Consider the following 26,785-nt stretch of genomic DNA (forward strand, 5'->3'; position numbering starts at 1 on the left):
GCTCGCGCACCGTGATGCGGAAGTTCTCGGGAGCGCCCAGGGCCTTGGCGTTGTCGCTAAAGCTGTACTGCGTCTTGGCCACGCACACCGGCAGGTTGCCAAAGCCGTTCTCGCGCAGCTCGGCGAGCTGGCGCATGGCGGCCGGCGTAAAGTCGACGCCGTCGGCGCGGTAGACCTTGGTGGCAATGGCCTCAAGAGCGTCGGCCACATCGGCGCCGTCCTCATAGGCAAACTTGAGCTCGCTCGGCTGCTCAATCAGACGCATGACCTCATCGGCAAGCTCGAGCGCGCCCTCGCCGCCCTTGGCCCAGACCTCGGAAAGCTTAACGTTGACGCCGAGCTTCTGACACTCGGACTCGATGAGCGCAAGCTCGGCCTCGGTGTCCGTCGGGAAGCGGTTGATGGCGACTACGCAGGGCAGACCATAAACGTTCTGGATGTTGTCGACGTGACGCAGCAGGTTGGGCATGCCGGCCTTGAGTGCCTCGAGGTTCTCCTCGTTGAGGTCGGCCTTGGCGACGCCACCGTTGTACTTCAGCGCACGAGCGGTCGCGACGACCACGACGGCGCTGGGGCGAACGCCCGTCATACGGCACTTGATGTCGAGGAACTTCTCGGCACCCAGATCGGCACCGAAGCCGGCCTCGGTAATGGCGACATCGCCAAAGCGCATCGCCATACGCGTGGCCATGATAGAGTTGCAGCCGTGGGCAATGTTGGCGAAGGGACCGCCGTGGACAAACGCGGGCGTGCCCTCGAGCGTTTGCACCAGGTTGGGCTTGAGCGCGTCCTTAAGCAACGCGGCCATTGCACCCTGGGCCTTAAGGTCGCGGGCACGGACGGGCTCGCCGGCATAGCTGTAGCCGACAACAATCTCGCCCAGGCGCTCCTTGAGGTCATTGATGCTCGTGGACAGGCACAGGATTGCCATGACCTCGGAGGCAACGGTGATATCGAAGCCGTCCTCGCGCGGCACGCCCTGGGCCTTGCCGCCAATACCGTCGATGACATGGCGCAGCTGACGGTCGTTCATGTCGACGACGCGCTTCCAAGTGATGCGTTTAACGTCGATGCCAAGCTGGTTGCCCTGCTGGATGTGGTTATCAAGCATGGCGGCCAGCAGGTTGTTGGCAGCACCGATGGCATGGAAGTCGCCGGTAAAGTGCAGGTTGATATCCTCCATGGGGATCACCTGAGCCCAGCCGCCGCCGGCAGCACCGCCCTTAACACCAAAGACGGGGCCGAGCGAAGGCTCGCGCAGGGCCACGGCACTCTTGACGCCGCGACGACGCAGGCCATCGGCCAGACCGATGGTCGTGGTGGTCTTGCCCTCGCCCGCAGGCGTTGGGTTGATAGCGGTCACGAGGACGAGCTTGGCCTGGTGATCGGTCGGCTCGTTGAGCAGCGAATAGTCGACCTTAGCCTTGTCGAAGCCGTACGGAATAAGGTGCTTAACGTCGACGCCGGCGTTCTTGGCCACCTCGGTAATAGGCAGCGGCGTGACAGAACGTGCGATTTCGATGTCAGTAGGCATGGGCGGTCCTTTCGTTACCGAATGAGAAAAAGACCAATTCAGCATAGCACGGGCGCGCAATAGTAAAACACCCATAACCGATGAACGGCGATATGTTTACCCGATGCCCAGCGATAGCCCAACAGCCCGCCAAAACAAAGCGCCCTAAACGGTAGGTTCAATCCCCAGGTGCTCAAAGGTGCGAAGGGTTGCCTGACGGCCCTGCGGCGTACGAATCATCAACCCGCACTGCAGCAGATACGGCTCATAGACATCCTCGAGCGTGCCCGGGTCCTCGCCCACCGCGCTGGCAAGGGTCGTAAGTCCCACGGCACGACCGGAGAACGTCTTAGCGAGCGTCTCCAAAATGCGAATATCCATCCAGTCCAGACCGAGCTCATCGATCTCGAAGAACTCGAGCGCCTGGCGACAGATATCGAGCTCGATGGGGCCGTTGCCGCGCACCTGTGCGTAATCGCGCACGCGCTTGAGCAGGCGGTTGGCAAGACGTGGCGTGCCGCGCGAACGCGAGCCGATCTCGAGTGCACTGGGATGGTCGATCGTCACGCCCAGGATAGTCGCCGAGCGCGTAACAATCTGCGCGAGTTCCTCGACCGTGTAGTAATCCAGGCGATATGAAATGCCAAAGCGGTCGCGCAACGGGCCGGTCAACATGCCTGAGCGGGTCGTTGCCGCCACCAGCGTAAACTTGGGAATATCCAGGCGAATCGAGCGCGCCGCCGGACCCTTGCCAATCACGATATCGAGGGCAAAGTCCTCCATCGCGGGGTACAGGACCTCCTCGACCGAACGGTTGAGGCGGTGGATCTCGTCGATAAACAGCACATCACCCGGCTGCAAGTTAGTAAGGATGGCTGCCAGGTCGCCGGTGCGCGCGATGGCAGGGCCACTCGTGGTCTTGATCTGAGCGCCCAGCTCGTTGGCGATAACCGTAGCCAGCGTGGTCTTGCCCAGACCCGGAGGGCCCGAGAAGATCACGTGGTCGAGCGTCTCGCCACGGCTCTGCGCCGCTTCGATCAACACGCGCAGGCTCTGCTTGATATGCTCCTGGCCGCAGTAATCGTCCAGGCGCTGGGGGCGCAAAGTGCGATCGACATCGAGGTCCTCGGCCGTCAGCTCCGAGCCCACCATGCGCTCGCCGTGCGCCATGGATGCCGCCGGCGAGTTGCCGGGCGTCGCCCACAGGTCCTGAGAGTCATCGGCTTCCCACATCACGCATCCATTCCGAGTCGCTTAAGCGCCGCGCCGAGCAAATCCTCGACACGCATATCCTGCCCATCATACCCGCTCAGAGCGACATCGGTCTCCTGCGGGCTAAAGCCCATGGAAAGGAGTGCCGCACGGGCATCATCAATGGCCGAAGGAGCGGCGGCGGGCACGGGCATCGCAACCTGACCGGGGATCGCATCGACCGGCACAAAGCCCTTGTCCTTGGCAAAGGTGCTCTTGAGCTCCAAGATGAGGCGCTGGGCGGTCTTTTTGCCCACGCCGGGCACCTTGGCCATGCCCTTGTCGTCCTCGGCCATCACCAGGGAATACAGCTGTCCCACGGTATAGGTGGAAAGTACGGCGAGCGCCAAGCGCGGGCCAACGCCCGAGACGGACACGAGCCGGTCGAACATCGTGCGCTCATCCTTTGAAGAAAAACCGAAAAGTGTCATGGCGTCCTCGCGCACCTGCATACGCGTGTAGAGGCGGACCTCGCCGCCGGGCGTCGGCAACGTGGCCGCAGTGCCGCCAGAAATGCCGAGTTCAAAGCCAACGCCCGACACGTCGACGACGGCCGAGCTCATCGTGGCCTCGACAAGCGTTCCATGGAGCTGGGAAATCATCAGTATCCGGTTCCTCTCTGTTGATAGAACTCGCCACCGGTAAGGGCACGGGTGCGGCTGAGGTTTACGTGGCAGATGGCGCAAGCCAGGGCATCGGCGGCATGGTCGGGATGCGGGTCGTGGTCGAGCTGCGTGAGCGTACGAACCATATACGCGACCTGCCGTTTGTCCGCGGCTCCGGTGCCCACAACAGCCTGCTTAATCTGCATAGGCGTGTACTCGCCAATCTCGAGCGCGCATTCCGAAAGCGCCACGAGCGCGGCACCGCGGGCATGCGCCGTAGGGATGGCCGAGCGAACGTTGGCGCCAAAGTAAATGCTCTCGATAGCAGCGGTATCGGGTCGATAGCGCTCCACGACACCCTTGAGGTCGCGGGCGATATGCGACAGGCGCACCGCGAGCGGACTGCCCGCGCTGGTCTCGATACAACCATAGGCACGGCAGCGAACCTCACCGCGCCGCTCCTCGATAATCCCCCAACCCGTATGGGCCAAACCAGGGTCGATACCCAAAATGACCAAGCCAACCTCCCCTCGCCACAAGCACGACGCAAGACAAGGCCCCGCGTACTATTCACGAACGTCTGTTCTAGAATAACACAACGGGGCCAAGATGCTTAGTTGAAGTGTCGGGGTTGGAAGCGAATCCTATCCCATAGTTAATTTTGAGAGAAAAAGGGGAACTGTCGGGGGTCCACCGGCGGCTGCGGCATCGGCGTGCCCTGGGGCCCACCCTGCGGTCCGCCCTGGCCGCCCATCATCTTTTCGATGGCGTCCTGGACCTCGCCCTCAAACTTCTTCATGCCCTCGTGCAGGCGGCGCTGGCCGTCCTCGGAGCGCAGCTCTTCCATCTGCTCGGGCGAAATACCCAACAGGTCACCCAGTATGCCCATCATCTCGCCACGCATGCGCTCGCTTGTATCCTCGTCGGCAAAACGACGCACCTCGGCGCGCGCCAGCGCATCGACCGTCATGCGTTCCTTGCCGCTCAGCCCCAGGTCGGACCACGCGAGCATGTACGGCCAAGCGCGCTCGACAAACGAACGGGCCGAGACGATCGGTGCCGTCGGCAGCATGCGGCGGGCGGCCTCGCCCTGGCGCACGAGCATCAGCAGCAACGAGCAAGCCTCGGGCTTGCCGGCAGCCATGGGGATGTCGTCAAAGGGTCGGTTGCGATCCACGTGCGCCTCGAGCGCGCCATCGACCTCGCCCGGCTCAAGCCCACCGAGCAGCTGCGCCGCGCGATCGAGCATGTCGACCGGGCCGTCGAGCGTCGAGAGCGCCCGCGCCAGCACGCGCTCCATGCAATCTTCCACCGCGTTGAGCGTCACGAGCTCCTGCGGCACCACGGCAGACGTGCGGTTGCGCACACGCGCCACAAACTCGAGGGTCGACAGATACACATCGCCAAAGGGCGCGTAATCGCCCTGGTAGCCACCGCAAAGCGCCGGTGCCGCCAACGCGTACTCGGTCTTGGAAAGCGGGCTCAGAGCCATTGCGCCCAGCTCGAGCGCCGTGTCCTCCAACATGAGGCCCAGCGCACGCGAACGCAGGCGCTCGGCATCGCCCGCCGACACATCGCGGTCGAGCACGCGCGCGGCATCCGGCGCATCGCGCTCAACCGTGCGAATGTGCAGACGCTCGGCGATGGCGCGGACGGCGGCACAGCGGGCAGCCTCGGCCTCTTCCTGCGCCGGCGTAAAGATACGGTTGCGCCCCAGCACCAGGCCAATCACATTACGCGGGCCCAGAGCGTCGACGGCCAGCGCCGCCAGCAGGGACGACGGCAAGTCGCCCTCGAGTGCCACCACAGCACGCGACGCACCGTGGGCTCGGGCGTTGTCGCGCACGGCGAGCACCAGCGCCTGCCACAGCCACTCCTCGGAACGGAACTCGGGCAGTTCGTGATCTTCCAGGGCATCGAGCATCACGCCGCGCTGAATCTCCTGAACCAGCAGGCTCTCCTCAAAACACGGCGCCTGGGCCACCACGCGACCGCAGTCGTCGAGCACAAACGAACCGCCGGTATACACCGACTCGTCATAGGCACCGACCGGCGCCATGCAGGCAAACCACACGCTGCGCTTGGATGCGATCTTGCGGTAGGCGCCGCTGCGTACGGCGGCAATGGCAGCAGTCTCGCGGTCGGTCATGTCAAACGCGTTGAATTGGAAATACGCAATGAGGTCAACACAGGTCGGCAACATCTCGAGTTCGCGATCCAAGTCAAAAATCACGGCAATGCGCACGCCGTCCACGTCGAACACCGGCGGCGCCCAACGCGTGTCGTTGTTCTCGCCACGCTGCAGGGCAATGCTCGAACGCGCCGGCACCACATGACCGTCCTTGAGCATCATGTAGTCGAGCAGCGGCTGGCCCTCAAACGAAACCGCCGCGGGCACGATGCAGATCATGTCAAGCTCCTGGATGCGCTCGGCGACACCAGTCAAGCCGGCAAGCATGTCGTGCTCAAAGTCGGCAGTGCCCACCAGGCCCCCGGGCATGGCGCCCATAAAGAGCGGAGCCGGAACGCACAGCACGCGCGCCCCGCGCTCGTGGGCCAGACGAGCCTGGTCCTCGATGCGGCCGCAAATGCCCTCAATATCACCCAGGCGCATATCGATCTGTGCAAGCGCAAGCTTCATGGCTCAGCCCTTTCCGTCGTAAACCATCGTTGTCGTAGTAAAAGCGCCGGCCGCATGATGCAGTCGGCGCTCGCATGTGCATATGCTAGCTATGATACCCCGAGCGGGGGCGCGCTCCTAGAATGTCGCGGACCACAGCCCGTGCAGGTTGCAGTAGGCATAGACGGTACCGGCCTTGGAACCGCCGGCAAAAAACGTCGCGGGCTTCATGCCGGGCTCAAGGTAATGGATCTCCAGACGGCCCTCAGCCTCAAGGGCGATCCACTCAATATAGTGCTCGGGCAGGCTGGGATGTTCGACCGAGCCCACGCGTGCGCGGATCACGTGACCGTCACGCTCGGTCTCGACAACAGGCACGTGCTTCTCGTGCGCCGCGTCCTCGGTGTTCGCGGTCAGCTCCGTGCAGCCGGCAGGGGTTGCAACGTCGTTGCCAAGAGCGGCGATGAGCTTGCCATTGGGGTCCTTAAAGAATTTCGCCATGATGTTCTCCTTTTCTGATGTGCCAATGTTCTTGATGGTTCTTATGCCCAAAGGCAGACAAACCATCCACGGCATGGCAAATGAACACATAACGGGCGGGGACGATGGGGCAGCGTGCGCTATCCGCCCTGGCGGCCCCACCCGAGCGGGTTAGCGCCCGTCGCCGCCCAGCAGCGCCAGAACATCTTCGCGGGTAAACAGCGCCGACGAGATGCCGTCGCCGCCGAGCACGCTGTTGACCAGGTCGCGCTTGGACTCCTGCATCTGCATAATGCGCTCCTCGATCGTGTCCTTGGCGATGAGCTTGTACACGGTCACGGTATGTTGCTGGCCAATACGATGCGCGCGGTCGGTCGCTTGGTCCTGCGCCGCCACGTTCCACCACGGGTCGTAGTGGATGACCACGTCGGCCGCCGTCAGGTTAAGGCCCACGCCGCCCGCCTTGAGCGAAATCAAAAAGACCGGGACCTCGCCCGCTTGGAACTGCGCGACCATCTTGGCGCGGCTCTCCTTAGACGAAGCGCCCGTGAGCTTAAGGAAGGCGATGTCCTCCTTGGCCAAGCGCTTACCGATGATATCGAGCATACCCGTAAACTGGCTGAACAACAGGATGCGATGCCCGCCGTCGAGTGCGCCGTGCACGAGCTCCATACACGTATCGAGCTTTGCGCTCCCCGCCTTGTAATCCTCGTAGTGTAGACGTGGGTCGCAGCAGATCTGGCGCAGCTTGGTGAGCTCGGCGAGCACCTTGAGCTTGTCCTTCTTAAACTCCCCAGCCTCGCGGTGCTGCACCTGCTGGGCGATGCGGTCCTGGTTGGCCAGGTAGAGCTTGCGTTGCTCGCCGGTAAGCTGTGCCATGACGGTGTCCTCGATCTTCTCGGGCAGGTCGGCCACCACGTCTTCCTTAACACGGCGCAGCACAAACGGCGACACGAGCGCCTGCAGGCGAGCGGCGCTATCGCCCTCGGCATGCTCGACGGGGCTCTCAAAGCGCTTGGCAAACGACTCGCGCGTCCCCAAAAGGCCCGGCATCAAAAAGTCGAAGATGCTCCAGAGCTCGGACAGGCGGTTTTCGATGGGCGTGCCCGTCAGGGCAAAGCGCACGCCGGCAGGCAGGCGCTTGGCAGCGCGCGCCACCTGCGTGAGCGGATTTTTAATGTACTGTGCCTCATCGAGCACCACGCGGGCAAAATCCTGCTCGACGTACTCGTCGATATCGCGCCGCATAAGGTCATACGACGTTACGACCACGTTATGCTCGGCCACGCCGGCAATCTGTACACGACGTTGAGCCTTGGCGCCCACAATGGCGCACACATCGAGCGACGGGGCAAAGCGCTCCAGCTCGGCAGTCCAGTTGTACACGAGTGAGGCCGGGCATACCACGAGCGTGGGCTTGGTGTCCCCCGCCTCCACGCGCGCCAGGATATGCGCGATCATCTGGAGCGTTTTGCCCAGGCCCATGTCGTCGGCCAAGATGCCGCCAAGGCCCAGGTGTTCGAGCGAGCCGAGCCACTGGTATCCGTCGACCTGGTAGCCGCGCATCGTTGCCTTGAGCGATGCCGGCACCGTAAAGTCCATCTTGCCGAGCGTGTCCAGGCGCTCGACGGTGCGGCGGAACGCAGCGTCGCGATCGACCTCGAGCGCCGGCGTGCGTGCGAGCATGCTGTCGACGAACAGGGTGCTCGACGCGGGAAGCGACACGCCGTCGAGCAGGTCGACGGCATCGACACCCAGGTCCTCGGCAAGGCCAAACGCGGCGCGCGCCCCCTCGTCCAGGCGAATGATGTCGCCGGACGTAAGGCGCGCAAACGTTTGATGGCGCTTGTACGAATCGAGATAGACGGCAAGGTCCGCGGCCGAAAGCCCGCTCGCGCCCAGCTCGACATCGAGCAGATTGCTCTTAACGGTCGCACGAACCGAGAGCTTGGGCGCGGGGCGGACCGAGATCTGGCGCAGACGGTCGCTGAGCATGACCTCACCCAGTTCGGACAGGGCAGACAGGCCCTCGGTCAGCAGGCAGAACAAGCGGGCGTCATCGCGCTCCTCAAACGCCAGACCGCGCTCGTAGAAATCGAAGTACAGGGCCGCCGTATCCATAACGCGAAACTCCGCCACCTCGTCGCGGGGCGGCACACCGGGGCGCTGCTCTTCGAAGGGGCTGCCCGGAGCGCCCAGGCTAAAGAGATCCGCCGACCAATCGCCGTAGGTAACCGTAATTTTGCAGGTCACGAGCCCATCGTCGACACCGATCGCCATAGCAAAGCTCGGCTCGGGTGCCACGGTATCGAGCGCGGCGGGCGCGGTGAGGTCGGTATAGTCGCGCAAAATGGGCAGCGCCATACGGCAGAACTCACCCACCTGCTCGGCGGCAATATGGGCGGGCGTGCGGCACGGCAGCAAGCGCGACAAAAAAGGTGCGGCATGCTGAGCAAATGCAGCGTCGGTACGGCGCGCGCGGCGCGTGTCAACCAAGTAGGCGGCATCGCCCGACGCAAAGCAGTACATATCGGCGGGCAGGCGCAGGTCATAGCTACCACCAGCCGCCGGCGCGATTTTGGCGGCAAGCAGCGGTGGGCGCTTAGCGGATGCCTCGTCCTCCCCTTGCGGAGACAGCTCAACCGCCACGTCGTAGGTGCGATGCGTCGTCATCCCCCGCGACCAGGCGGGCTCAAAGGAGATGGTCTGGCCGCGCAGCAGGTCCAGCACATATACGATGCTATGCTCGGACAGCGGCAACTGACGCTCGGCAACAAAACCGCTGCGGGCAAAGTCGTACGACGCCGAACGCGAGCTTGTGATGTCATCGAGATAGGCAACTGTCGTCACAACAAGGTTGAGCAGCTTTGCCGATGTTTCGTCAAAGGCCTCAGGTGAATGGACAAACGTGAGCTTCTTGCCATAGGAGAACGTGCCGCCGCGCACGTAGGCATCGGCCATGCCGTCGATGTCCTTGACCACGTAGGAGACCGATCCACAGCGAATGCGGAACTCGAGCGCCCAGCTAAAGCGGTCAGCGAACAGCGGATTGTAGTACGGCACCAACGAGGGCTCCAATGCCGCTTTGGGGGCGTCGGGATCAACGGCACCGGCAAGCTTGCGGCGCATGCTCGCCAGCTCATCCATGCGCGCGTCCGAAAGATCGGAGAGCGCCGCCACAAGGCTCGGGCTCGTGGGGACGGGCGCCGGAAAGGGAAAGATGGGGTTGACGGCCGGCGCTTTGGGTGCGGTGCGCGCGGGCTGTTTCGACTGCGCCGTAAACGTGCGAACCGGCGTGCGCAAACCTTCGACGGGCTCGGCGCCGCTGGCATCCAAATACGCCAGAGCCGTGGCAATAGCGTGCTTGCACATACCGGGGTAACGATAGGCGGCGGGGCAATCGCAGTCGTAGTCGATCACCTCGTGCTCGTCCATGTCGAGCGCCACGTGCGTCTTGTACAGGTCGCCACGCGAACCGCGCACCGAGCCCTCGACCGTCACGTTTTTGGAGAAGCGCGAGCCGCTGTCCTCGATCGACAGCACGGCGCCGTTGAGCATGAGCGAACGCCCCTTCATAAAGGTGCCGCTCAACGCCGCCTCTTTGCGAAGCGCCTGCACAAACGTCCCCTGCGCCATCACTTCCTCCAATCTCACCCGGGGTAGCTTAGATCACCGTCACGCGGCCCTGGTTACCCACAATGGCCTTGGCCTCGGCCAGCAGCGGAATCGAACGCGCGTTGACCTTGGCAGGTACCTCGGCACGCAGCACGCGCCCGTCCACCTGCTCGATAAAGATCTCCACGCGGTCGCCGCCCGGGTTAGCGGTGAGCACCGTGGCCAGGCGCGCCATATTGCCCTGGCTAAAGCGGCTGTTGGGCACCATGACCTCAAACACCTTGGGCTTGTTGTTCTCCTCGTTGAGCTCGAGCGGCACGATCTCCTGCGCGATGATCTGGTCGCCGCGGTCCGAGCGCTCGAGCTTGCCCTTAATGCGCACAAAGGCATCGGACAGCTGCGCGCCGGTCTCGGGATCGACCTCGCCGTACAGGTACCCCTCGGCCTCCTTGTAGGTCTTGGGGAACACGACGACGGTGGCCTCGCCTTCCATGTCCTCGAGCTGCACGATGCCCATGGGGTCACCGTTTTTGGTCACGCGCTTGGACACGCTCGAGACCATGCCGGCCCACCACAGCGCCTTGCCCTCGGGAATTTCCTGGTTGATGGTGCCGCCCGTAGGATTCTGAACTTCGTAGCCGGTGTCGATCTGCGAGAACGAGAAGTCACGCGCCTTGGCTAGTGCATACTCAAACGGGCGCAGCGGGTGGTCCGAGACATAGATGCCCAGAACCTCCTTCTCCTGACTCAACTTAAGGTGGCGGTCCCATTCCTGGCCATCCGGATCGGGCACGCTCACCTCAAAGCCCGAGCCCTCAACGTCGCCAAACATATCGAAGAACGACGTCTGGCCGCTCGCGCGATCCTTCTGGCGCTTTACCGCGGCATCGATGATGTTCTCGGGGTTGTTCTTGTCCACAAAGTGCATCATCTGGCGACGCGGATACCCCGTGGAGTCGAAGGCGCCTGCCTTGATGAGCGATTCGATCACGCGGCGGTTGGCCTGGCTCGAGTCCACGCGCTCGACAAAATCGTGCAGCGTCTTAAACGGACCGCCCGCCTCGCGCTCGGCGATAATCGCCTGCGCCACGCCGGTGCCCACGCCGCGGATGCCGGCCAGACCAAAGCGCACGCCCTCCTTGGTAGCCGTGAACTCGGTACCGGACTCATTGACATCTGGCGAAAGCACGGGGATGCCGTCGTGACGGCACGCCGAGACGTAGTGCACGATCTTGTCGGTCTTGCCCGTATAGGACGTCAGAACGGCCGCCATGTACTCGTGCGGATAATGCGCCTTGAGCCACGCCGTCTGCATAACCAGAATGGCATAGCCGGCGGAGTGCGACTTGTTGAAGGCGTAGGACGCGAACTCGAGAACATCGTCCCAAATCTTCTGGGCGACCTCGCGCGTGTAGTTATTCTTGATAGCGCCGTTCATCCAGTGGTCGTAGGTGGTCTCGTCCGAGCCATCCTCCCAGTGAAGCACCGTCGACGTGAGCAGCTTGATCTTTTTCTTAGCCACGGGCTTACGGATACGCGAGTCCGATTCGCCCTTGGAGAAGCCGCACATCTCGACGGAGATGAGCATAACCTGCTCCTGGTAGACCATGGTGCCGTAGGTTTCGCCCAGGATGTCGTCCAGGCGGTCGTCGTAGGAGACCGCCGGCTCCTTGCCGTTCATACGGTTGATGTAGGACGAAACCATGCCGGCGCCCAGCGGGCCCGGGCGGTACAGGGCGATCAATGCTACGACGTGCTTGTACTCGGTGGGCTTCATGTTCTTGATCGTGGCCGTCATGCCGGCGGACTCGACCTGGAAGACGCCGGCGGTGTGGCCGGAACCCATGAGCTTAAAGATCTCGGGGTCGTCAAAGGGAATCTCTTCCTCTTTGATGTCGATGCCGAAGTTCTTTTTGATGTTTGCCTTGGCCTTGGAGATAACAGTCAGCGTGCGCAGGCCCAAGAAGTCCATCTTGAGCAGGCCCATATCGGCAACGGTATGGCCCTCGTACTGGGTAATCTCGACGCCGCCCTTGGTGTCGAGCTTGGTGGGCACGTGCTCGTTGACGGGGTCGCGGCAGATCAGAACGGCGCACGCGTGCACGCCCTCGCCACGGGTGAGGCCCTCGATTGAGAGCGCCGTGTCGATGATGCGGCGGGCGTCGTCGTCCTTTTTATAGGCCTCGGCAAAATCGGGGTTAAACAGATCCTCTTTGCCGGGCTGCTTGTCGAGCACCTGCTTGAGCTTGACCTTGGGGTCGCTCGAAACCATCTTGGACAGGCGCTGACCCATGTAGACCGGGTAGTCCAGGACGCGCGCGGCGTCGTTGATGGCCTGCTTGGCCTTAATGGTCGAGTAGGTGATGACGTGGGTGACCTTCTCGGGGCCGTAGAGCTGGCGAACGTGCTCCACGACCTCGAGGCGCCGCTCATCGTCGAAGTCCATATCGATATCGGGCATCTCGGTACGCTGCGGGGACAGGAACCTCTCGAACATCAGGCCGTTCTCGAGCGGGTCGAACGCGGTGATGTTCATGGCGTAGGCGACGATAGCGCCGGCAGCCGAGCCACGGCCGGGGCCGACGCCGATGCCGTTGTCCTTGGCCCATTGCACGTACTCGGCAACAATCAAAAAGTAGGCGGCAAAGCCCTTGTCGCAGATGACTTTGTATTCGTACTCAAAGCGCTCTTTGATGTTGACGCCACCGATCTCGCGCGTGGCCCAGTCGTCACCGTAGTGCTGGCGCAGGCCCTTCTCGCACTCGCGGCGGAACTGGCTCTCGTGCGTCTCGCCGGGGTCGAGCAACGGGAAGCGCGGCAGGATGATGGAGTCCCAGTCCAGCTCGACGTAGCACTTGTCGGCGATCTCGAGCGTGTTGTCGCAGGCCTCGGGGCAATACGGGAACATCGCCCGCATCTCCTCCTCGGTCTTCATGTAAAACTCCGAGCCGGTCATGCGCATGCGGTTGGGATCGTCGACCTTGGCGTTCATGCCGATGCACATGATGACGTCCTGCACGGGAGCGTCCTCGCGGCGCAGGTAGTGGAAGTCGTTGGTGGCGATGACCTTGACGCCTACCTGCTTGGCGATGTCGATGAGCGTGCGGTCCATCTGCTCATCGGTCAGGCCGTTGTCGGTGGTGATGCCGTGTTCCTGGATCTCGATGTAAAAGTCGCCGGGTTCGAAGGTATCGCGGAAGGTCTCGGCCCACTTGATGGCGCCCTCCATGTCACCGCGGTCGATGTATTTGGGGATGATGCCCGCGATGCAGGCGCTCGTGCAGATCATGCCCTTGGCGTGGCGGCGCAGGTTGTCGAGCGTCACGCGCGGCTTATAGTAAAAGCCCTGCACGGCGGCCTCGGAGACCGTCTGCATCAGGTTGACGTATCCCTCCTGGTCCTTGGCCAGAAGGATCATGTGGTAGAGCTCGGGCTTATGGTCGCGGGCAAGGGTCTCGTCCGGCGTAAAGTAGACCTCGCAGCCAAAGATGGGCTTGATGACCAGAGGCGGCTTGAGCTCGTCGATGTTGCCCTTCTCGTCCCACATGGCTATGTCCTTCACATACTGGGCATGCTCGCGCGGGCTGGACTCGGGATCGGGCTCCACCAGCTCGTCGCGGCGGTCCTTTTCCAAGAAGGCCTTGTCGTGGCTCCAGGTTTTGTACTCGGGCGTGTTGTGGTTGACGGCGTCGCAGGCCAGCGCCAGATCGGGTACGCCGTACATGTAGCCGTGGTCGGTAATGGCCACGGCGGGCATGCCCAGCTCAACGGCACGATTGACCATATCCTGGATACGGGTTGCGCCGTCGAGCATGGAGAAAACGGTGTGGTTGTGCAGATGGACGAATGCCATGTGATGAGCTCCGATGCGGGTTCGTGTTCTGACTGAACGATTTTACCGCACGGCGCGGACGGCACCCGAACCTAGCCAAACCCACACGGCTACTCACGCAGTTGCGGTGAAATGCGGACAGTTTGGCGGCTTTTTTGGCCAAAACAGTCCGTATTCCACCGCAAGTTATTTGAGAGCTAGAGGTTGTAGGTGACCACCTGGGGCTCGCAGGGGTTGGCGGGATCGGCCTGCTCCACGCGGACGAACTTGACGGTCACGGCCTCAAAGCCCGCCTTGTGCATAACATCCGAATAGACGCGCGCCTGTAGGGCGTGCTTCTCGAGCAGCTGTTCCGGTGTCTCGTCCGGTGTGCCGCCCGTCTTGTAGTCGATGACCAGCGCGCGTGACGAATCCGCCGGGTTCGTCGCCAAAGCGTCGATGGCGCCTTCGGCATAGGCGCCGTAGCGAGCGATGTCCTCGTCCTCGCAGCCCAGTGAAAAGAACGGCACCTCGGCGTGAATGCACGGCCACGCGAGCAGGTCGGCACGAACAGCCGACTTGAGCCAGCGGTTCAGGGCAACGTCGAAGCGTTCGCGCTGCTCCGGCGTCAGGCGCCACAGACGCGCCAGCGCATCGGCGCGCGCAGCGGGCAACGCGTCGGCACCCATCTCGATGAGCCACTGGCAGGCGGCGTGGAAGGCCGAGCCCAGCACCATGGGATTGCCGGCGGGCTCGACAGCGGCCACGTCTGCATCGGTTATTTCCGAGCCATCCGACTCTGCATCATCGCCGGACTCGTCCATGGGAACACGAGCCTCGGCGGCACGGTCTTCCGTCTCGGCATGGAGCGCCGCGGCGATTGACGAGTAGCTATACGAGTCACGCGCCGGGAACGGGCAGGTGCCCATGCGCACGCCCACTGCCTGGGGATACACAAGCTCAAACGAATCGGGCTTGGGGTCGGCAGGACCGGGGACGATTGTGCTGGCCGAATCGTCGGCAGCATCTGCATCGGCATCGCCACGAACAAGCCTGCCCTCGGCATCCAGCGAAGCGTTGGCCTCAAACGCCTGCTCGCCAAAGGTAAAGTCCGAAAGCGAAATGAGCTCGTAGTCGCCCGGCTGGGAGTTGTCGAACACCAGGCGGTCGGCATCGAGCTGCGGCATGTCCAGAGCGTCGGTCGGCAAAATACGGCGCAGCACGTCGTAGGTCAGATCGGTCTCGACATCGAAGGTCGGCGCCGTCACCTTGCCACGGCTCACGCCAGCATCCATCGCCAAGATCACCAGCTCGCGCGCACGCGTCATGGCAACGTAGAGCAAGCGGGCCCGCTCCTCGAGCGAAAGCCGCAGGTCGTCGTTGCGCAGGCGGGCAAATGCCTCGGCGGGAGAGCCCGTCGCACAGACGTCCTCCATGAGCTCCGGCGGCAGCCACAGCGACGTGCCCTTGCCCTTAAACGCATGCTCAAACTGCTTTTTGACGTCGTCGCCCTTCACAAAGGTACCGTCGGCGAGCTTAACGCCGTCGAAACGTGCCGGCAGTGCCACGACCTGTGCTCCGCCCTCGACGCGACCCATCTGTGCCGCACCCGAGGACTTACGCACGCCAAAGCACTCGGCGACCGCCACGACCGGATATTCCAGACCCTTGGAGGCATGCACCGTCATGATGCGCACCGCGCCGTCGCCCTCCTCGTTGAGGGCACCCGGGGCTTCCTTGCCCGCCAAGAAGCGGTCGAAGGCCAGCACGATGGAACGCGGCGAGTTGCCGAACTCGGCCTCCGCCTCGGCCACGGCATCGAGCGCCTTGAGCACGTTGGCGGCAATGGCCTTGCCCTCGGGACCACGCTGTGCCAGACGTACAAACCAGCCGGAGGCGTTGACCACGTCGCGCGCGATGGCGGCGAACGAATCGCGGCCCACGCGACGAAGCGCATACCGCAGCACCTCGCGGGCGCGCGTCACCAGCGGCAAGTCTTGCAAACCCGGCACATCGGAATCGCTCATGATGCCCGCATCGATGTTGCGGCGCGACGTCTCGCCCGTCTGCTCGTCGAGTTTGGTCGCCAGCGCCAGGAACTCCTGGGCGCCGAGTGCAAACATCGGCGAGGCGAGCAGCGGCATAAGGCCCTGCGCCGTATCGGCCGGATTGGCGAGCGCACAAACCAGGGCGCGCACCGTCTGCACCTCGGCTGCTTGGGCAAAGACCGAGCCGCCCGCGATGACGCAGTCGAGCCCCTGGTCGCGGAAGGCCTGGGCGTAGACGTCGGCGTTGGTCATGCGGCCCAGCAGCAGCACCATGCCGCCCTGGGGCTGGCCCGCTTTAACGAGTGCTTGGAATCGCTCCGCAATCGCGCGAGCTTTCGCCTGCGTTCGCTCCTGCGTACTGCCACCGGCAACGAAGATCGCCTGGCGGCGCGATGCCTTCGCCTTGAGCTTGTCCTCGCGTTCGTCGCTCGGTTCAAGATCCAAGAACCCCTGCATCAAACCACCGGTGTCGCCGTCAAAGACGCGCGCCACATAGCGCAGCACCTCGTCGTGGCTGCGGAAGTTGCGTACAAGCTTGACGAGCTCGCCGGCGGGGGCATCGGACGTGGCGACCGTCTCGGACGCCGTCGTCGAACCCACCTTGCACTCCTGGCGACGGAACACCTCGACCTCGGCACCACGGAAGCGGTAGATCGACTGCTGCGCATCGCCTACGGTGCACAGTGCGCGCTCCCCCGCGCCCGTCAGGTAACGGATCAAATCGACCTGCATCTGGTCGGTATCCTGGAACTCGTCGATCATGACCATCTTAAAGCGGCCCTCATAGGCCGCTCGAATAGCCGGATAGTCGCGCAGCGCCTCGTACGCCATACGCAGTAGGTCGCTGTTATCGAGCGCGGACTGGCCGGCCTTCAGCGCGCGATACTCAGCCTCCACAGCACGAGCAAGCCCCACCAGCGCATCGAGCGCCGGACCGCCGCAGGCAAGCACGATATTGATAAATGCATCGGCGGCCTCGGCCTTGAGCAGCTCCACCTGCTCCTTAGGAAACGCCTTGCTCGCCCGAGGCATGCTGCACGACATCATGAGTCGCGCCGCATCCTCCATGGTTTTGCCGCTCGCCTCAAACGCGTCGATGGCATCGAGTGCCACCTGCGCTTTCTCGGTCGCGGCCTTGCTCGCACCCAACGCCGCGCGATAGGCGTCGGCAAGCGCAGAGGTGTCGGCCTGGCCGCGCGCCACGCACACATCGTCCATGCCGCCCGGCAGCTGGCTCGATAGCTCCAGCAGGTCGCGCACCAGACCTTTGATGGTGGTACCGGCGCCAAACGGCCCGCCCTCGCCCGCCATGGGATACCAAGCGTAGAGGGCCTTAAGCGAGGCGGCGAGCTCAGGCGCGGCATCGGGCGCCGTCGCGCGCCCCAGCACATGCTCGACAGCCTGATCCATAAGCTCATCGGTATCGGTGAGCACCGTGAATTCGGGATCGATGCCCAGCTCCAGCGCGTGCGCGCGCAGGATACGCGAGCACATACCGTGAATGGTCGAAATCCAAGCGTCGTCGACGGTCAGGGCCTCTTCGTCCATACCCTCTTCGATAAGCGCGCGGCGCACACGGTCGCGAATCTCGGCCGCGGCGTCTTTGGTAAAGGTAATGGCGAGCACCTGGTCCAGATGCTCGACAAACGGACCGGATTCGGGCGAGAGCGCGTAGACGATGCGGCGCGTGAGGGTAAAGGTCTTGCCCGAACCGGCGCCCGCCGAGACAAACAGCGGACGGTCGAGCGTTTTGACGACTTGCAGTTGTTGCGGCATCAAAGACGAAAGATCCATGGTCTACACGTCCCTCCTTACAAACGTTCCTTCGTGGTTATACGAGCAGCGCGCATGCGCGGCCTGAGCCGACGTCGGGTCGACGGCGGCAACGTTGCCTGCCTCGAGCTCGCGCAGGCGCTCGGCAATGCCGGTCTCCACGCGATCGAGCAGCGCATCGAAGTCCATGTTGCCACCCTCGCCGGGGAAACCTTTCTTAAGGCCCGGGATGCGACCGTCGCCGCGCTCTTCCTCGAGCAGCTCAGCGCTCGCGGCACCGCGCAACGCCGGCTTGCCGCCCTTGGTCGAAAAGTAGAGCGCCGCGCGGGTGTCCAAATCCAGCGCCCGACGCATGGCCTGGGCGTAGATGAGCGTCTGGGTATGGGGCGGCAACCAGCGCGGGTCGTCGATGGGGGCCTCGCCCGACTCCTCGTCGCGCACCGTGGGATCGGCGAGCTTAAACTCCTCAACGCCCGTGCGATGCTTGTAGTCGATTACCACGGCGCGATTCTCGGCATCCACATCCACGCGGTCGATGCGCCCACCGAGTGGCCAACCGGCATACTCAACTTTAAGATCGTTAAAGGCAAACTCCAGGTAGCGCGGAGCAAAAGGAGTCAGCGCCTCGGCTTCATAGGCAAGCACACCCTCCAGCTGCGGCAAAATCTCGGCCACCTGGCGCTCCTCCACCGGAGAGAGCGGCACCAGCGGGCCCTCGGTACCGCGCTTGCCGGCGTGCTCGGCCAGGGTCTCGGCAAAGACCTCGTGCAGCAGCTCCTTCGCGCGCGGCAGGTTCATGGGCGTCACGCGCTCCATGCCCTCCCGCGGAAGACGCGCATGCAAGTGCTCCAGCACGTCATGGACAAAGTTGCCCTTCTCCATGTTGCCAAAGCCGGCGTCGATCGACTGGGGTTTGACGCGATACGAGACGAACCAGCACAGCGGGCAGGTGGAATAGGCCTCGATCTGCGAGGCAGACGTCAGGCGCGGCACAAGCGGCGCGTCCTCGCCCTCGCCATCGCGACGACGCAGGACCAAATACGGCACGGCCTCGGCACTCAGATGCTGAGGAGCTTCACAGGTCACGCGCTCGCGCTTGAGACCTTCGCCTGCCGCGGGATCGAAGTCCCTTACGATATCACCCTCACCCACGCACTTCGCCTTGTCGGCGCCAGCGGCCTTGTCGGCGTCAGCGGCCTTAGCATCGTTAGCGGCCTCGGCATGCGCCCGCAACTCGGTCCACACGGCAGCCGGGTAGCACTCGCGCGCCTGGCGATCGTGCGTCACGCGGGCAAGCGCAACCGGACCGCGCGCGGCCTGCATCGCGCGGCCAAAGCGCACGCGCAACAAGGCGGCAGGCTCAAGCGTCACACCGCTGCGATCTAACTCTGCCGTCAGCGTTGCCAGCGGGCCCTCCTCATGTGAGAGCGGATAACTGTCCAGGTCGACGTCGGCAAACAGCACGGCATCGTAGCTATCGGGGCGCAGGGCCGCCGCATCGGCAAGCGAAGTAAAGCGAACCTGGGCACGTGGCGCACGGTCAACCTCGTAGGTCTCGTAATCGTAGGCGGTGCTACGCTTGTCCACCTTGGTGCGAATGCCATCGAGCACGGGCACGGTCGCAGCCTGCGACACGTCGAGCGCGCGAACATCGTTCATAAGGATGTCGATCGCGTGGCGTAGCAGGGCCACCTCCGCCTGGCGACGGGCCTGACCGTCGAGACCACCAAGCGCGCGATCGGGCAGTGCCTCGGCAACGGCAAGCATGGCCTTGAGCGCCGTCACGGGCCTGTCGCGCCACAGCGCCTGGAACACGTCCGAGACCACGCACGGCACGTTCTTAAACCAGTTCTCGTCGCTCGCCGCTTTACGCGCGCCCCTCACCTGGCCCTGCACGCTCTGCAGCAGGCTCTTGACGCCCGCAGTGGTCTTGCTGCGCGACAGTCGCATGTTCTTATCGAAGGTTCGCGCGCTGGCGGCATCGGCGCCTGAAAGCGGACTGTAGATCCAGTCAGTAAGCTCCGGGGCGGGCCACCACTCGGTCTTGGAGGCGGTGCCCTCGTCGGCGGCCTTCATGCGCTCGATCAGATTGGCGAGCGCCGTGAACTGCCTGCCCGCAATGGATTGGGAAAACGCCGTGAACTCGGCCGTCTCGGCAGCAACGTGGCGCGCCGCCAAACGAGCGGCAAGCTCGCCGAACAGCTGGGGTGCCCGGGCGGACACCACGAGTACGCGCACGGGATCGACGGGTGCGGAGGCGGCATCGTTGACCTTGGACTCCTTGCGCGCTTTCACCATCTTATCGATGACGTCCGCATAGACACGGGCACGGGCATGGGGCCCGGCGACTTCCACAAAGGCAGGACGTACGACGGACTTTGGAGCAATCGCGGGAGCGCCGGCATCCTCGTCCAGCGGTGCAACCTCAAACAGCACGCCGCGGGCATCAAAGGCGGCAGCCAGGTCCTCGCGCATCGCCGCTTGCTCGCAAGCGAGCAGCACGACAACCTCTCCCCCGTTGTTTGCCACGGCAGACAGCAACTCGAGCAGGCCGTGCGTAAACGACGTGATACCGCGCACGCATACGGCGCGGGTGCACGCCGGCAGGCTATCGGCCAGGACACTGGCCATAATGTCAGCCGCCTCGCAGGGCTCGACCATTTCTCGACGGTCCAAACCGCCCGCGTAGGCGCTCAACAGCTCGAACACGCGAGCCTCGGCGTCGCTTTTTGGCTCAGGCTGGCAATTATTGCCACAGCATCGCCCGGCCGTCGTCCCCGCCACACCCGGCAGCACATCGCGGGCCATGCGCGCGAGCATGCGCACCGTGCCCTGACCGCGCGAAAGCGGCTGCAGGTCGGCATCCTCGCGGCGGGCAATCATATCCGAAAACAACATCTGGCGCTGCAGGTTGTCCACAAAGCTGCGGCCATCGCCCAAAAGCTCCCAAAGCGAGCGAAGCCACGATGTAGGCGTCTTGTAGTCAATACCCAGCGAAACGCCGGCTTCCGCCGCATCATGACGGCACAGGTCGAGCTCGGCAAACGTTGGCGCCAGCAGCACGGCGCGCCCATGGCGGGCAACAAGGTCGGCGAGCAGCGCCGCCTCGGCATCGCTCAAATCCGCGCCGGCGTTGGTGGTATAGATTCGAACAGGCATGGTCCTCCGCTCAAACTGTTCGCAATAATCGATGCATCCATCCTACCCGCCCACGCGGACAGATTTGCCCCACGCCAACAGATTTCCTCCGTCCCCAAAGGATCAAAAAACCGCCCCCTGAGGGACGGTTCTTCGTAATTCATTGTTGCCGCTGGCCTACTCGCCATCCTCCAGCTTGATGAGGATCTTGCGATAGCCACCGTACTCGCCGTTCAGCGCCTTTGAAACGCGGCTCACCGTAGTGGACGAAGCGCCGGTGCGGGCCTGAACCTCAACATAAGGCTCGCCCTCATCCAGATAGCGCGCAACCTGCAGACGTTGCGAAAGATCGCAGATCTCGCGCGGCGTGCAGATATCGGTCAAAAACGCTTGGATATCCTTCTCGTCATCCAAAAGACTAAATGCGTGGACCAGCTGCTTGACATCAGGCTTGTCAAACATGTTCTCGATATTCATCGATCACCGCCAAACCCGCCAAAAGGCATCGAAGTTGATACTGACATCGGGCATCGTTCGCCCGTTCTATGCAATAGGGCAACGCCTGTGGCTTTTGCCCGTAGCAGTTTAGCACACCACCAAACTAAAGCGACAAAACTCTCTGCCAGCGGCGCGTTTTCTAGGACGAACGCCGTTTTGAAACCGAATGCGCACGCAAGCTCCACGAATATCTGAGACAATGGGCGTCCAAACAGAGCCGTGCCCCGCGCCCATCCAAGTTGCAAAGGCATGTGCCCCTCACGCTCCCTCACCACGCCATGCGCAAGAAAGGATTCACACCATGCGCTTTATGCTTAACTGGCTCTTTACCTCAATCGCCATCGCGATCGCAACGTTTCTCGTCCCCGGCATCCAGCCCTTCGGTTTTGCCGAGGCCTGGGTCTGTTTCGCCTTCGTGGGACTGTTCCTGAACATCGTCGATTCGCTCGTCAAGCCGTTCCTGACGGTCATCTCGCTGCCGCTCACGATCATTACGCTGGGTATTTTCCAGCTTGTGGTCAACAGCTTTATGCTCGAGCTGGCCAGCTACCTGTCGGTCAATCTGCTGGGCGCGGGTATCTCCATCGCCAGCTTTGGATCGGCCTTTATGGGCAGCATCCTGGTGTCCATCATGCGCAGCATCCTCGACAGCATCGCCGAGGGCTAAAACGACCATTCCGGCCGCGCCCGTCTCAACAGCCCAAAACGAAGGCCGCCCATCGCAAAAAAATGGGCGGCCTTCTTATTTGCCAAGTCTCAAAGGGCGAGAGAATCTGCCATTTCCACCCTGTCCCCACATGGCAGGCGTGGGTTAGATGACGTAGTCGTAGCCCTCGTTGGGGGCGACGAGTGCATCGAGCGTCACGCCGTCGAGGTAATCGTTGATGAGCTTGTCCAGGTTCTTCCACACGTCGAGCGTGGGGCACTCATCAGATCGCGAGCAACCCTTGCAGTCGCCATCCAGGCAGGCGACCGGCGCCAGACTGCCCTCGGTCAGGCGCAAGATCTCGCCCACCGTGTACTGCTCGGGCGGGCGCGTGAGCACGTAGCCGCCGCCCTTGCCGCGCATGCCCGAGAGCATATTGGCGCGCACGAGCGTCGCCAGAATATTCTCGAGGTACTTCTCCGAAATACCCTGACGCGCCGCAATCTCTTTAAGCGGGATGCGACCGGCCGCTTGGTGCTCGGCCAGATCGACCATAACGCGCAGGGCATATCTGCCCTTAGTAGAAACCAACATATATAGTGCTGCCTTTCGGTCTTTTAGTTCGTTGAAATTCTAGCCGAAAAATTGGCTTTGAAAATACCCGTTCCGGTCAAGATGGTTAATCAACTTGCAATAAACTCCTATTTCCTATTGCATTACTAGGCTTTAGTGTCTAGTATGCTTCCCAACAGCAAAACGAACAACCTATAAGGTTTGTGGGTTTCGCTGCTACACACACCGTAAAACCACACGGTATCCAGTCATTTGAACACTTTGGAGGTTCACCATGAGCAATGTTTACACGTCCATCGATCAGCTTATCGGCCACACCCCGCTTCTGGAGCTCACCCACTTCGAGGCCGACGAGGACCTCAAGGCCCGCGTGCTCGTCAAACTGGAATACTTCAACCCCGCCGGGTCCGTTAAAGACCGCGTCGCCAAGAACATGATTGACGAGGCCGAGAAGGCCGGCAAGCTCGTGCGCGGCGGCGACTACACCATCATCGAGCCCACGAGCGGCAACACCGGCGTCGGCATCGCCTCGGTGGCGGCGGCCCGCGGCTACAAGGTGATCATCACCATGCCCGAGACCATGTCCGTCGAGCGCCGCAAGCTGATGCAGGCATACGGTGCGCAGCTCGTGCTCACCGACGGCTCCAAGGGCATGAAGGGCGCTATCGCCAAGGCGGAGGAGCTGCAGAAGGAGACTCCCAACAGCATCATCGCCGGCCAGTTTGTGAACCCCGCGAACCCGGCCATTCACAAGGCCACGACCGGCCCCGAGATCTGGGACGACACCGACGGCAAGGTCGACATCTTCGTCGCCGGCGTCGGCACCGGCGGCACCGTGACCGGCGTGGGCGAGTTCCTCAAGGAGCAAAACCCCGAGATTCAGGTCGTCGCCGTCGAGCCCGCCACCTCCCCGGTGCTCTCCAAGGGTCAGGCCGGCCCGCACAAGATCCAGGGTATCGGTGCCGGCTTTGTGCCCGACGTCCTCGACACCCAGGTCTACGACGAGATCATCCCCGTCGAGAACGACGACGCCTTTGCCACCGGCCGCGCCGTGGGCCACAAGGAGGGCGTGCTCGTGGGCATTTCGTCCGGCGCCGCCGTGTGGGCCGCACTGCAGCTGGCCAAGCGCCCCGAGAACGAGGGCAAGACCATCGTGGCGCTGCTCGCCGACACCGGCGAGCGCTACCTGTCCACGGCACTCTTCCAGGACTAGAGCTCTCGTTCTTAGAACGAGTCCAAGGCACGCCGGTCTCCCCTCTCTTCTGGCAGCCTGAGCTCATCCCAACAGGGTGTCCCACAGGACGCCCGAACTTGCTACAATGTCTGCGGCGCGGAACCAGCCTCCCGCGCCGCTTTTCTTTTTTGGCCACATGCCACCAAGGAGAACCTCCCCATGCACAACAAGCGCGTGCTCGTCGCCATGAGCGGCGGCGTCGATTCCAGCGTGACCGCGTATCTGCTCAAAAGTCAGGGTTACGAATGTGTCGGTGCCACCATGCGCCTCACCTGCCCCGCGCCCGACCCCGCAACAGGTATGAGCAAAGTCGATCGCGACATCGCTGACGCGAAGGCCGTCGCCAAGCGCATTGGCATTCCCCACCATGTGCTCAACTTGCAGCAAACCTTCGACCGCAACGTAATCGAGCGCTTTGTGAACGCCTACCAGGAGGGGCTGACGCCCAACCCGTGCATTATCTGCAACCGCCACATTAAGTTTGGCGCGTTGCTGGATGCGGCGCTGGATATGGGCTGCGACTACATCGCCACGGGCCACTATGCCAAAACGAGCCAGGCGCCCGACGGCACCTGGCAGCTGCATCGCGGCGAGGACCCCAAAAAGGACCAGAGTTACTTTTTGTATTCGCTCACGCAGGAGCGCCTGGCGCACACGATCTTTCCGCTGGCAGGCCTAGACAAAGAGCGCGACGTGCGCCGCATAGCCGCCGAGCAGGGCTTTATCAACGCCCAGAAGGCCGAAAGCGAGGACATCTGCTTTATTCCAGACGGCGACTACGCGGGCTATATCGAGCGCCGCTGCGGACATGCCGCTGCACCGGGCAACATCGTATGGCGCGACGGCAGCGTGGTTGGGCGCCACAACGGCGCGCTGCGCTACACCATCGGCCAGCGTAAGGGCTTGGGCGTCGCGATGGCGCATCCCGTGTACGTAACGGGTGTCGACGCCGTCAACAACACCGTGCATCTGGGCGAGGCAGAGGACCTGACGGCCACGGCGCTCACGGCCAACGACTGGATTTGGAGCGCCCCTGCCGACCGCATGGAGGCAGAGCTCGATGCCGGCGGCATTCGCGTGGGCGCCAAGTACCGCTACCGTCAGAAAGACCAGGCAGCGACCCTTACGCGCGGCGAAGACGGGCAAATGTTGCTGACCTTTGACGAGCCGCAACGAGCCATCGCCCCCGGCCAAGCCGTCGTCGTCTATCGCGGCGACATCGTCCTGGGCGGCGGCACCGTGACCGGCGCCATCAAATAACAGCGCCCTGCCACCATCCCCTCTCTAACTTGCGGTGAAATAGGGACTGTTTAAGCGTTTAAAACCGCCAAACAGTCCCTATTTCACCGCAACTTTGAGAGGACGGCCTCGGTCGGCACTATTGTGTCAGCCGAGGCCGCTGCATCGTTAGCGCTGGACGTAGGCGCGGACGAGCTCGTAGGTATTGCGCACGCCGTCGATGTGGCTGCGCTCGTAGTTGTGGCTCGCGTACACGCCGGGGCCGATCAGACCATGGCGAATGTCGTAGCCGGCCGAGAGCGTGGCCTCGACGTCGGAGCCGTAGTGCGGGTACACATCGATGGCGTAATCGAGCTCCAGCTCGCGCGCGATGTTGGACAGTGTGGTTACCAGGTCGTAGTTGTACGGACCGCCCGAATCCTTGGCGCAAATCGAAACCATGCGCTCGGTGCAGCCCAGGTCGTCGCCCACGCAGCCCATGTCCACGCTGATCATCTCGCGCGTGTCGGCCGGCACAAACGCACCGCCGTGGCCGACCTCCTCGTACACCGTAAAGAGCAGCGAAACCTTGCGCGAAAGGGTCACCTCGCCGCCAGCAACGGCGCGGGCCAGGCCCAGCAGAATCGACGCCGACAGCTTGTCATCCAGGAAGCGGCTCTTGATGTAGCCGCTCTCCGTCACCGTGGTACGCGGATCCATAGCGATGATGTCGCCGGTCTGAATACCCAGCTCGAGCACATCGTCCTTGCTGTCAACGTTCTCGTCGAGCAGGATTTCCATGTTCTTCTCGATGGTCTTGACCGGCTCATCGGCCACATGCGCCGAAGGCTCGGTGTTGAGAACCACACCCGTGTAGACATTGCCATCGCGCGTGTAAACGGTGCAGTTCTCGCCATCGGCCGTAGACCACTGATGCCCGCCGAGCGTCGTGGGACGCAAGCGACCATTGTCCTTGATGGAGCGCACCATGGCGCCCAGGGTATCGACATGGCTCGCCAATACGAGCGGCTCGCCCTCGCCACCAAGCTCAACAAGCACATTGCCCTTATTGGAGCGCTCGGGGCCAAAGCCCATATCGCGCAGGGTCTCCATCAGATAATCAGTCGCCGCACGGGTATAGCCGGTAGGGGAGGCAATAGAAGTCAGCGTCTTAAGCTGTCCTGCGATATAGGAGAGCGTCTCCTCTAGAGAAGCATCAATATTAGAAGTCATATGCATCCTTCCAAGTAAAACTAAGACCGAGTCCCGATTTTAACCGTTCTGCACGTGCAATGCCCCAGGAGCCGAGCCGCCTCCAGACGTCCCCGCACCGGTTTTGTGCACGTGCACGGTTTACAATCTCAATCTTGCATAAATCCTATTGGTATTTGCATAGAAATGAGGCATCTTTTTGCTTCGTCTCAGGGTGCCCCACCTTGGACCGTGCAAAAAACGGAGTATTCAGCACCGTGGGCCCCAACGGCCCCATCACGAACGACAAAACGACGCGGTTACAGCAGTGTTGCAGGTCGTCGCAAAGCAGAAACTCAGTAACAACCCCCTCCACTCATCGATAGCCCGCCCACAATGGCTGTCGATGGGCGCCTGCGGATCACTACCGCCCATTCACAACGTTATGCATTTTTAAGAGCTTGTTGAATACTCCCAAAAATGCACGCAGGGAAGTGCACCACCTATCCGCAGCGGGCAGTACGCCTTGGTTTTGTCCGTCTCAGGGCATCGACGCAGCACAAAAAGCCCC

Annotated in this window: 16 protein-coding genes; 3 read left to right on the forward strand and 13 right to left on the reverse strand. The window is 62.8% G+C overall.

Annotation, left to right across the window (positions count from 1 at the left end):
• The 11 genes from AQ996_RS03010 to AQ996_RS03060 all read right to left on the reverse strand — a co-directional run.
• On the reverse strand, positions 1-1,534 hold a 1,534-nt coding region (locus AQ996_RS03010), incomplete at its 3' end, for a formate--tetrahydrofolate ligase (protein WP_055250933.1).
• A 144-nt stretch (positions 1,535-1,678) separates the two neighbouring features.
• Positions 1,679-2,746 carry a Holliday junction branch migration DNA helicase RuvB gene (gene ruvB, locus AQ996_RS03015; RefSeq protein WP_022095140.1) on the reverse strand — a complete coding sequence of 356 codons (1,068 nt, stop codon included), beginning with the start codon at positions 2,744-2,746 and terminating at the stop codon, positions 1,679-1,681.
• Complete coding sequence (gene ruvA / locus AQ996_RS03020; RefSeq protein ID WP_055250934.1) at positions 2,746-3,366, reverse strand: Holliday junction branch migration protein RuvA; 621 nt, start codon at positions 3,364-3,366, stop codon at positions 2,746-2,748. Before ruvA ends, ruvB begins: the two co-directional genes overlap by 1 nt.
• Positions 3,366-3,887, reverse strand: a complete 522-nt coding sequence (ruvC, locus tag AQ996_RS03025) for a crossover junction endodeoxyribonuclease RuvC (RefSeq protein ID WP_035137351.1) — start codon at positions 3,885-3,887, stop codon at positions 3,366-3,368. The genes ruvA and ruvC overlap by 1 nt, the downstream gene beginning before the upstream one ends.
• Positions 3,888-4,024: 137 nt before the next feature.
• The gene (locus tag AQ996_RS03030; protein ID WP_070097116.1) at positions 4,025-6,010 is read right to left on the reverse strand and encodes an NAD(+) synthetase; all 1,986 of its coding nucleotides are present in this window, start codon (positions 6,008-6,010) and stop codon (positions 4,025-4,027) included.
• Between the two features lie 117 nt (positions 6,011-6,127).
• Positions 6,128-6,490 carry a desulfoferrodoxin family protein gene (locus AQ996_RS03035; protein ID WP_055250937.1) on the reverse strand — a complete coding sequence of 121 codons (363 nt, stop codon included), beginning with the start codon at positions 6,488-6,490 and terminating at the stop codon, positions 6,128-6,130.
• 150 nt (positions 6,491-6,640) lie between these two features.
• The gene (locus AQ996_RS03040; RefSeq protein ID WP_055250939.1) at positions 6,641-10,105 is read right to left on the reverse strand and encodes a DEAD/DEAH box helicase; all 3,465 of its coding nucleotides are present in this window, start codon (positions 10,103-10,105) and stop codon (positions 6,641-6,643) included.
• Between the two features lie 28 nt (positions 10,106-10,133).
• On the reverse strand, positions 10,134-13,937 hold the full coding sequence (gene dnaE, locus AQ996_RS03045) for a DNA polymerase III subunit alpha (protein WP_055250941.1): 3,804 nt from the start codon (positions 13,935-13,937) through the stop codon (positions 10,134-10,136).
• Between the two features lie 176 nt (positions 13,938-14,113).
• Positions 14,114-17,737 carry a UvrD-helicase domain-containing protein gene (locus tag AQ996_RS03050; RefSeq protein ID WP_055250943.1) on the reverse strand — a complete coding sequence of 1,208 codons (3,624 nt, stop codon included), beginning with the start codon at positions 17,735-17,737 and terminating at the stop codon, positions 14,114-14,116.
• 3 nt (positions 17,738-17,740) lie between these two features.
• On the reverse strand, positions 17,741-20,875 hold the full coding sequence (locus AQ996_RS03055) for a PD-(D/E)XK nuclease family protein (protein WP_055250945.1): 3,135 nt from the start codon (positions 20,873-20,875) through the stop codon (positions 17,741-17,743).
• 156 nt (positions 20,876-21,031) lie between these two features.
• On the reverse strand, positions 21,032-21,331 hold the full coding sequence (locus AQ996_RS03060) for a YerC/YecD family TrpR-related protein (protein WP_022094855.1): 300 nt from the start codon (positions 21,329-21,331) through the stop codon (positions 21,032-21,034).
• 322 nt (positions 21,332-21,653) lie between these two features.
• On the opposite strand from AQ996_RS03060, the gene AQ996_RS03065 reads away from it, so the two are divergent.
• Entirely contained in the window at positions 21,654-22,019 is a 366-nt protein-coding gene (locus AQ996_RS03065) for a phage holin family protein (protein ID WP_055250947.1), read from the forward strand.
• 144 nt (positions 22,020-22,163) lie between these two features.
• On the opposite strand, the gene AQ996_RS03070 is transcribed toward AQ996_RS03065, so the two are convergent.
• The gene (locus AQ996_RS03070) at positions 22,164-22,592 is read right to left on the reverse strand and encodes an RrF2 family transcriptional regulator (protein ID WP_055250949.1); all 429 of its coding nucleotides are present in this window, start codon (positions 22,590-22,592) and stop codon (positions 22,164-22,166) included.
• A 253-nt stretch (positions 22,593-22,845) separates the two neighbouring features.
• On the opposite strand from AQ996_RS03070, the gene cysK reads away from it, so the two are divergent.
• The gene (cysK, locus tag AQ996_RS03075; protein WP_055250951.1) at positions 22,846-23,784 is read left to right on the forward strand and encodes a cysteine synthase A; all 939 of its coding nucleotides are present in this window, start codon (positions 22,846-22,848) and stop codon (positions 23,782-23,784) included.
• Positions 23,785-23,841: 57 nt separating this feature from the next.
• Positions 23,842-25,065, forward strand: a complete 1,224-nt coding sequence (gene mnmA / locus AQ996_RS03080; protein WP_262348762.1) for a tRNA 2-thiouridine(34) synthase MnmA — start codon at positions 23,842-23,844, stop codon at positions 25,063-25,065.
• Between the two features lie 147 nt (positions 25,066-25,212).
• On the opposite strand, the gene AQ996_RS03085 is transcribed toward mnmA, so the two are convergent.
• Complete coding sequence (locus tag AQ996_RS03085; protein WP_055250953.1) at positions 25,213-26,256, reverse strand: M42 family metallopeptidase; 1,044 nt, start codon at positions 26,254-26,256, stop codon at positions 25,213-25,215.
• Positions 26,257-26,785 lie beyond the last annotated feature (529 nt).

Source organism: Collinsella aerofaciens (assembly GCF_001404695.1).
Classification (GTDB): Bacteria; Actinomycetota; Coriobacteriia; order Coriobacteriales; family Coriobacteriaceae; genus Collinsella; species Collinsella aerofaciens_E.

Excerpts from the sequence above, each read along its gene's own strand:
- cysK (WP_055250951.1), top strand. The coding sequence starts at position 22,846 with ATGAGCAATGTTTACACGTCCATCGATCAGCTTATCGGCCACACCCCG.
- AQ996_RS03085 (WP_055250953.1), bottom strand. The coding sequence starts at position 26,256 with ATGACTTCTAATATTGATGCTTCTCTAGAGGAGACGCTCTCCTATATC.
- AQ996_RS03060 (WP_022094855.1), bottom strand. The coding sequence starts at position 21,331 with ATGAATATCGAGAACATGTTTGACAAGCCTGATGTCAAGCAGCTGGTC.
- ruvA (WP_055250934.1), bottom strand. The coding sequence starts at position 3,366 with ATGATTTCCCAGCTCCATGGAACGCTTGTCGAGGCCACGATGAGCTCG.
- AQ996_RS03035 (WP_055250937.1), bottom strand. The coding sequence starts at position 6,490 with ATGGCGAAATTCTTTAAGGACCCCAATGGCAAGCTCATCGCCGCTCTT.
- dnaE (WP_055250941.1), bottom strand. The coding sequence starts at position 13,937 with ATGGCATTCGTCCATCTGCACAACCACACCGTTTTCTCCATGCTCGAC.
- AQ996_RS03050 (WP_055250943.1), bottom strand. The coding sequence starts at position 17,737 with ATGGATCTTTCGTCTTTGATGCCGCAACAACTGCAAGTCGTCAAAACG.
- AQ996_RS03070 (WP_055250949.1), bottom strand. The coding sequence starts at position 22,592 with ATGTTGGTTTCTACTAAGGGCAGATATGCCCTGCGCGTTATGGTCGAT.
- AQ996_RS03055 (WP_055250945.1), bottom strand. The coding sequence starts at position 20,875 with ATGCCTGTTCGAATCTATACCACCAACGCCGGCGCGGATTTGAGCGAT.
- AQ996_RS03040 (WP_055250939.1), bottom strand. The coding sequence starts at position 10,105 with ATGGCGCAGGGGACGTTTGTGCAGGCGCTTCGCAAAGAGGCGGCGTTG.
- ruvB (WP_022095140.1), bottom strand. The coding sequence starts at position 2,746 with ATGTGGGAAGCCGATGACTCTCAGGACCTGTGGGCGACGCCCGGCAAC.
- AQ996_RS03030 (WP_070097116.1), bottom strand. The coding sequence starts at position 6,010 with ATGAAGCTTGCGCTTGCACAGATCGATATGCGCCTGGGTGATATTGAG.
- AQ996_RS03065 (WP_055250947.1), top strand. The coding sequence starts at position 21,654 with ATGCGCTTTATGCTTAACTGGCTCTTTACCTCAATCGCCATCGCGATC.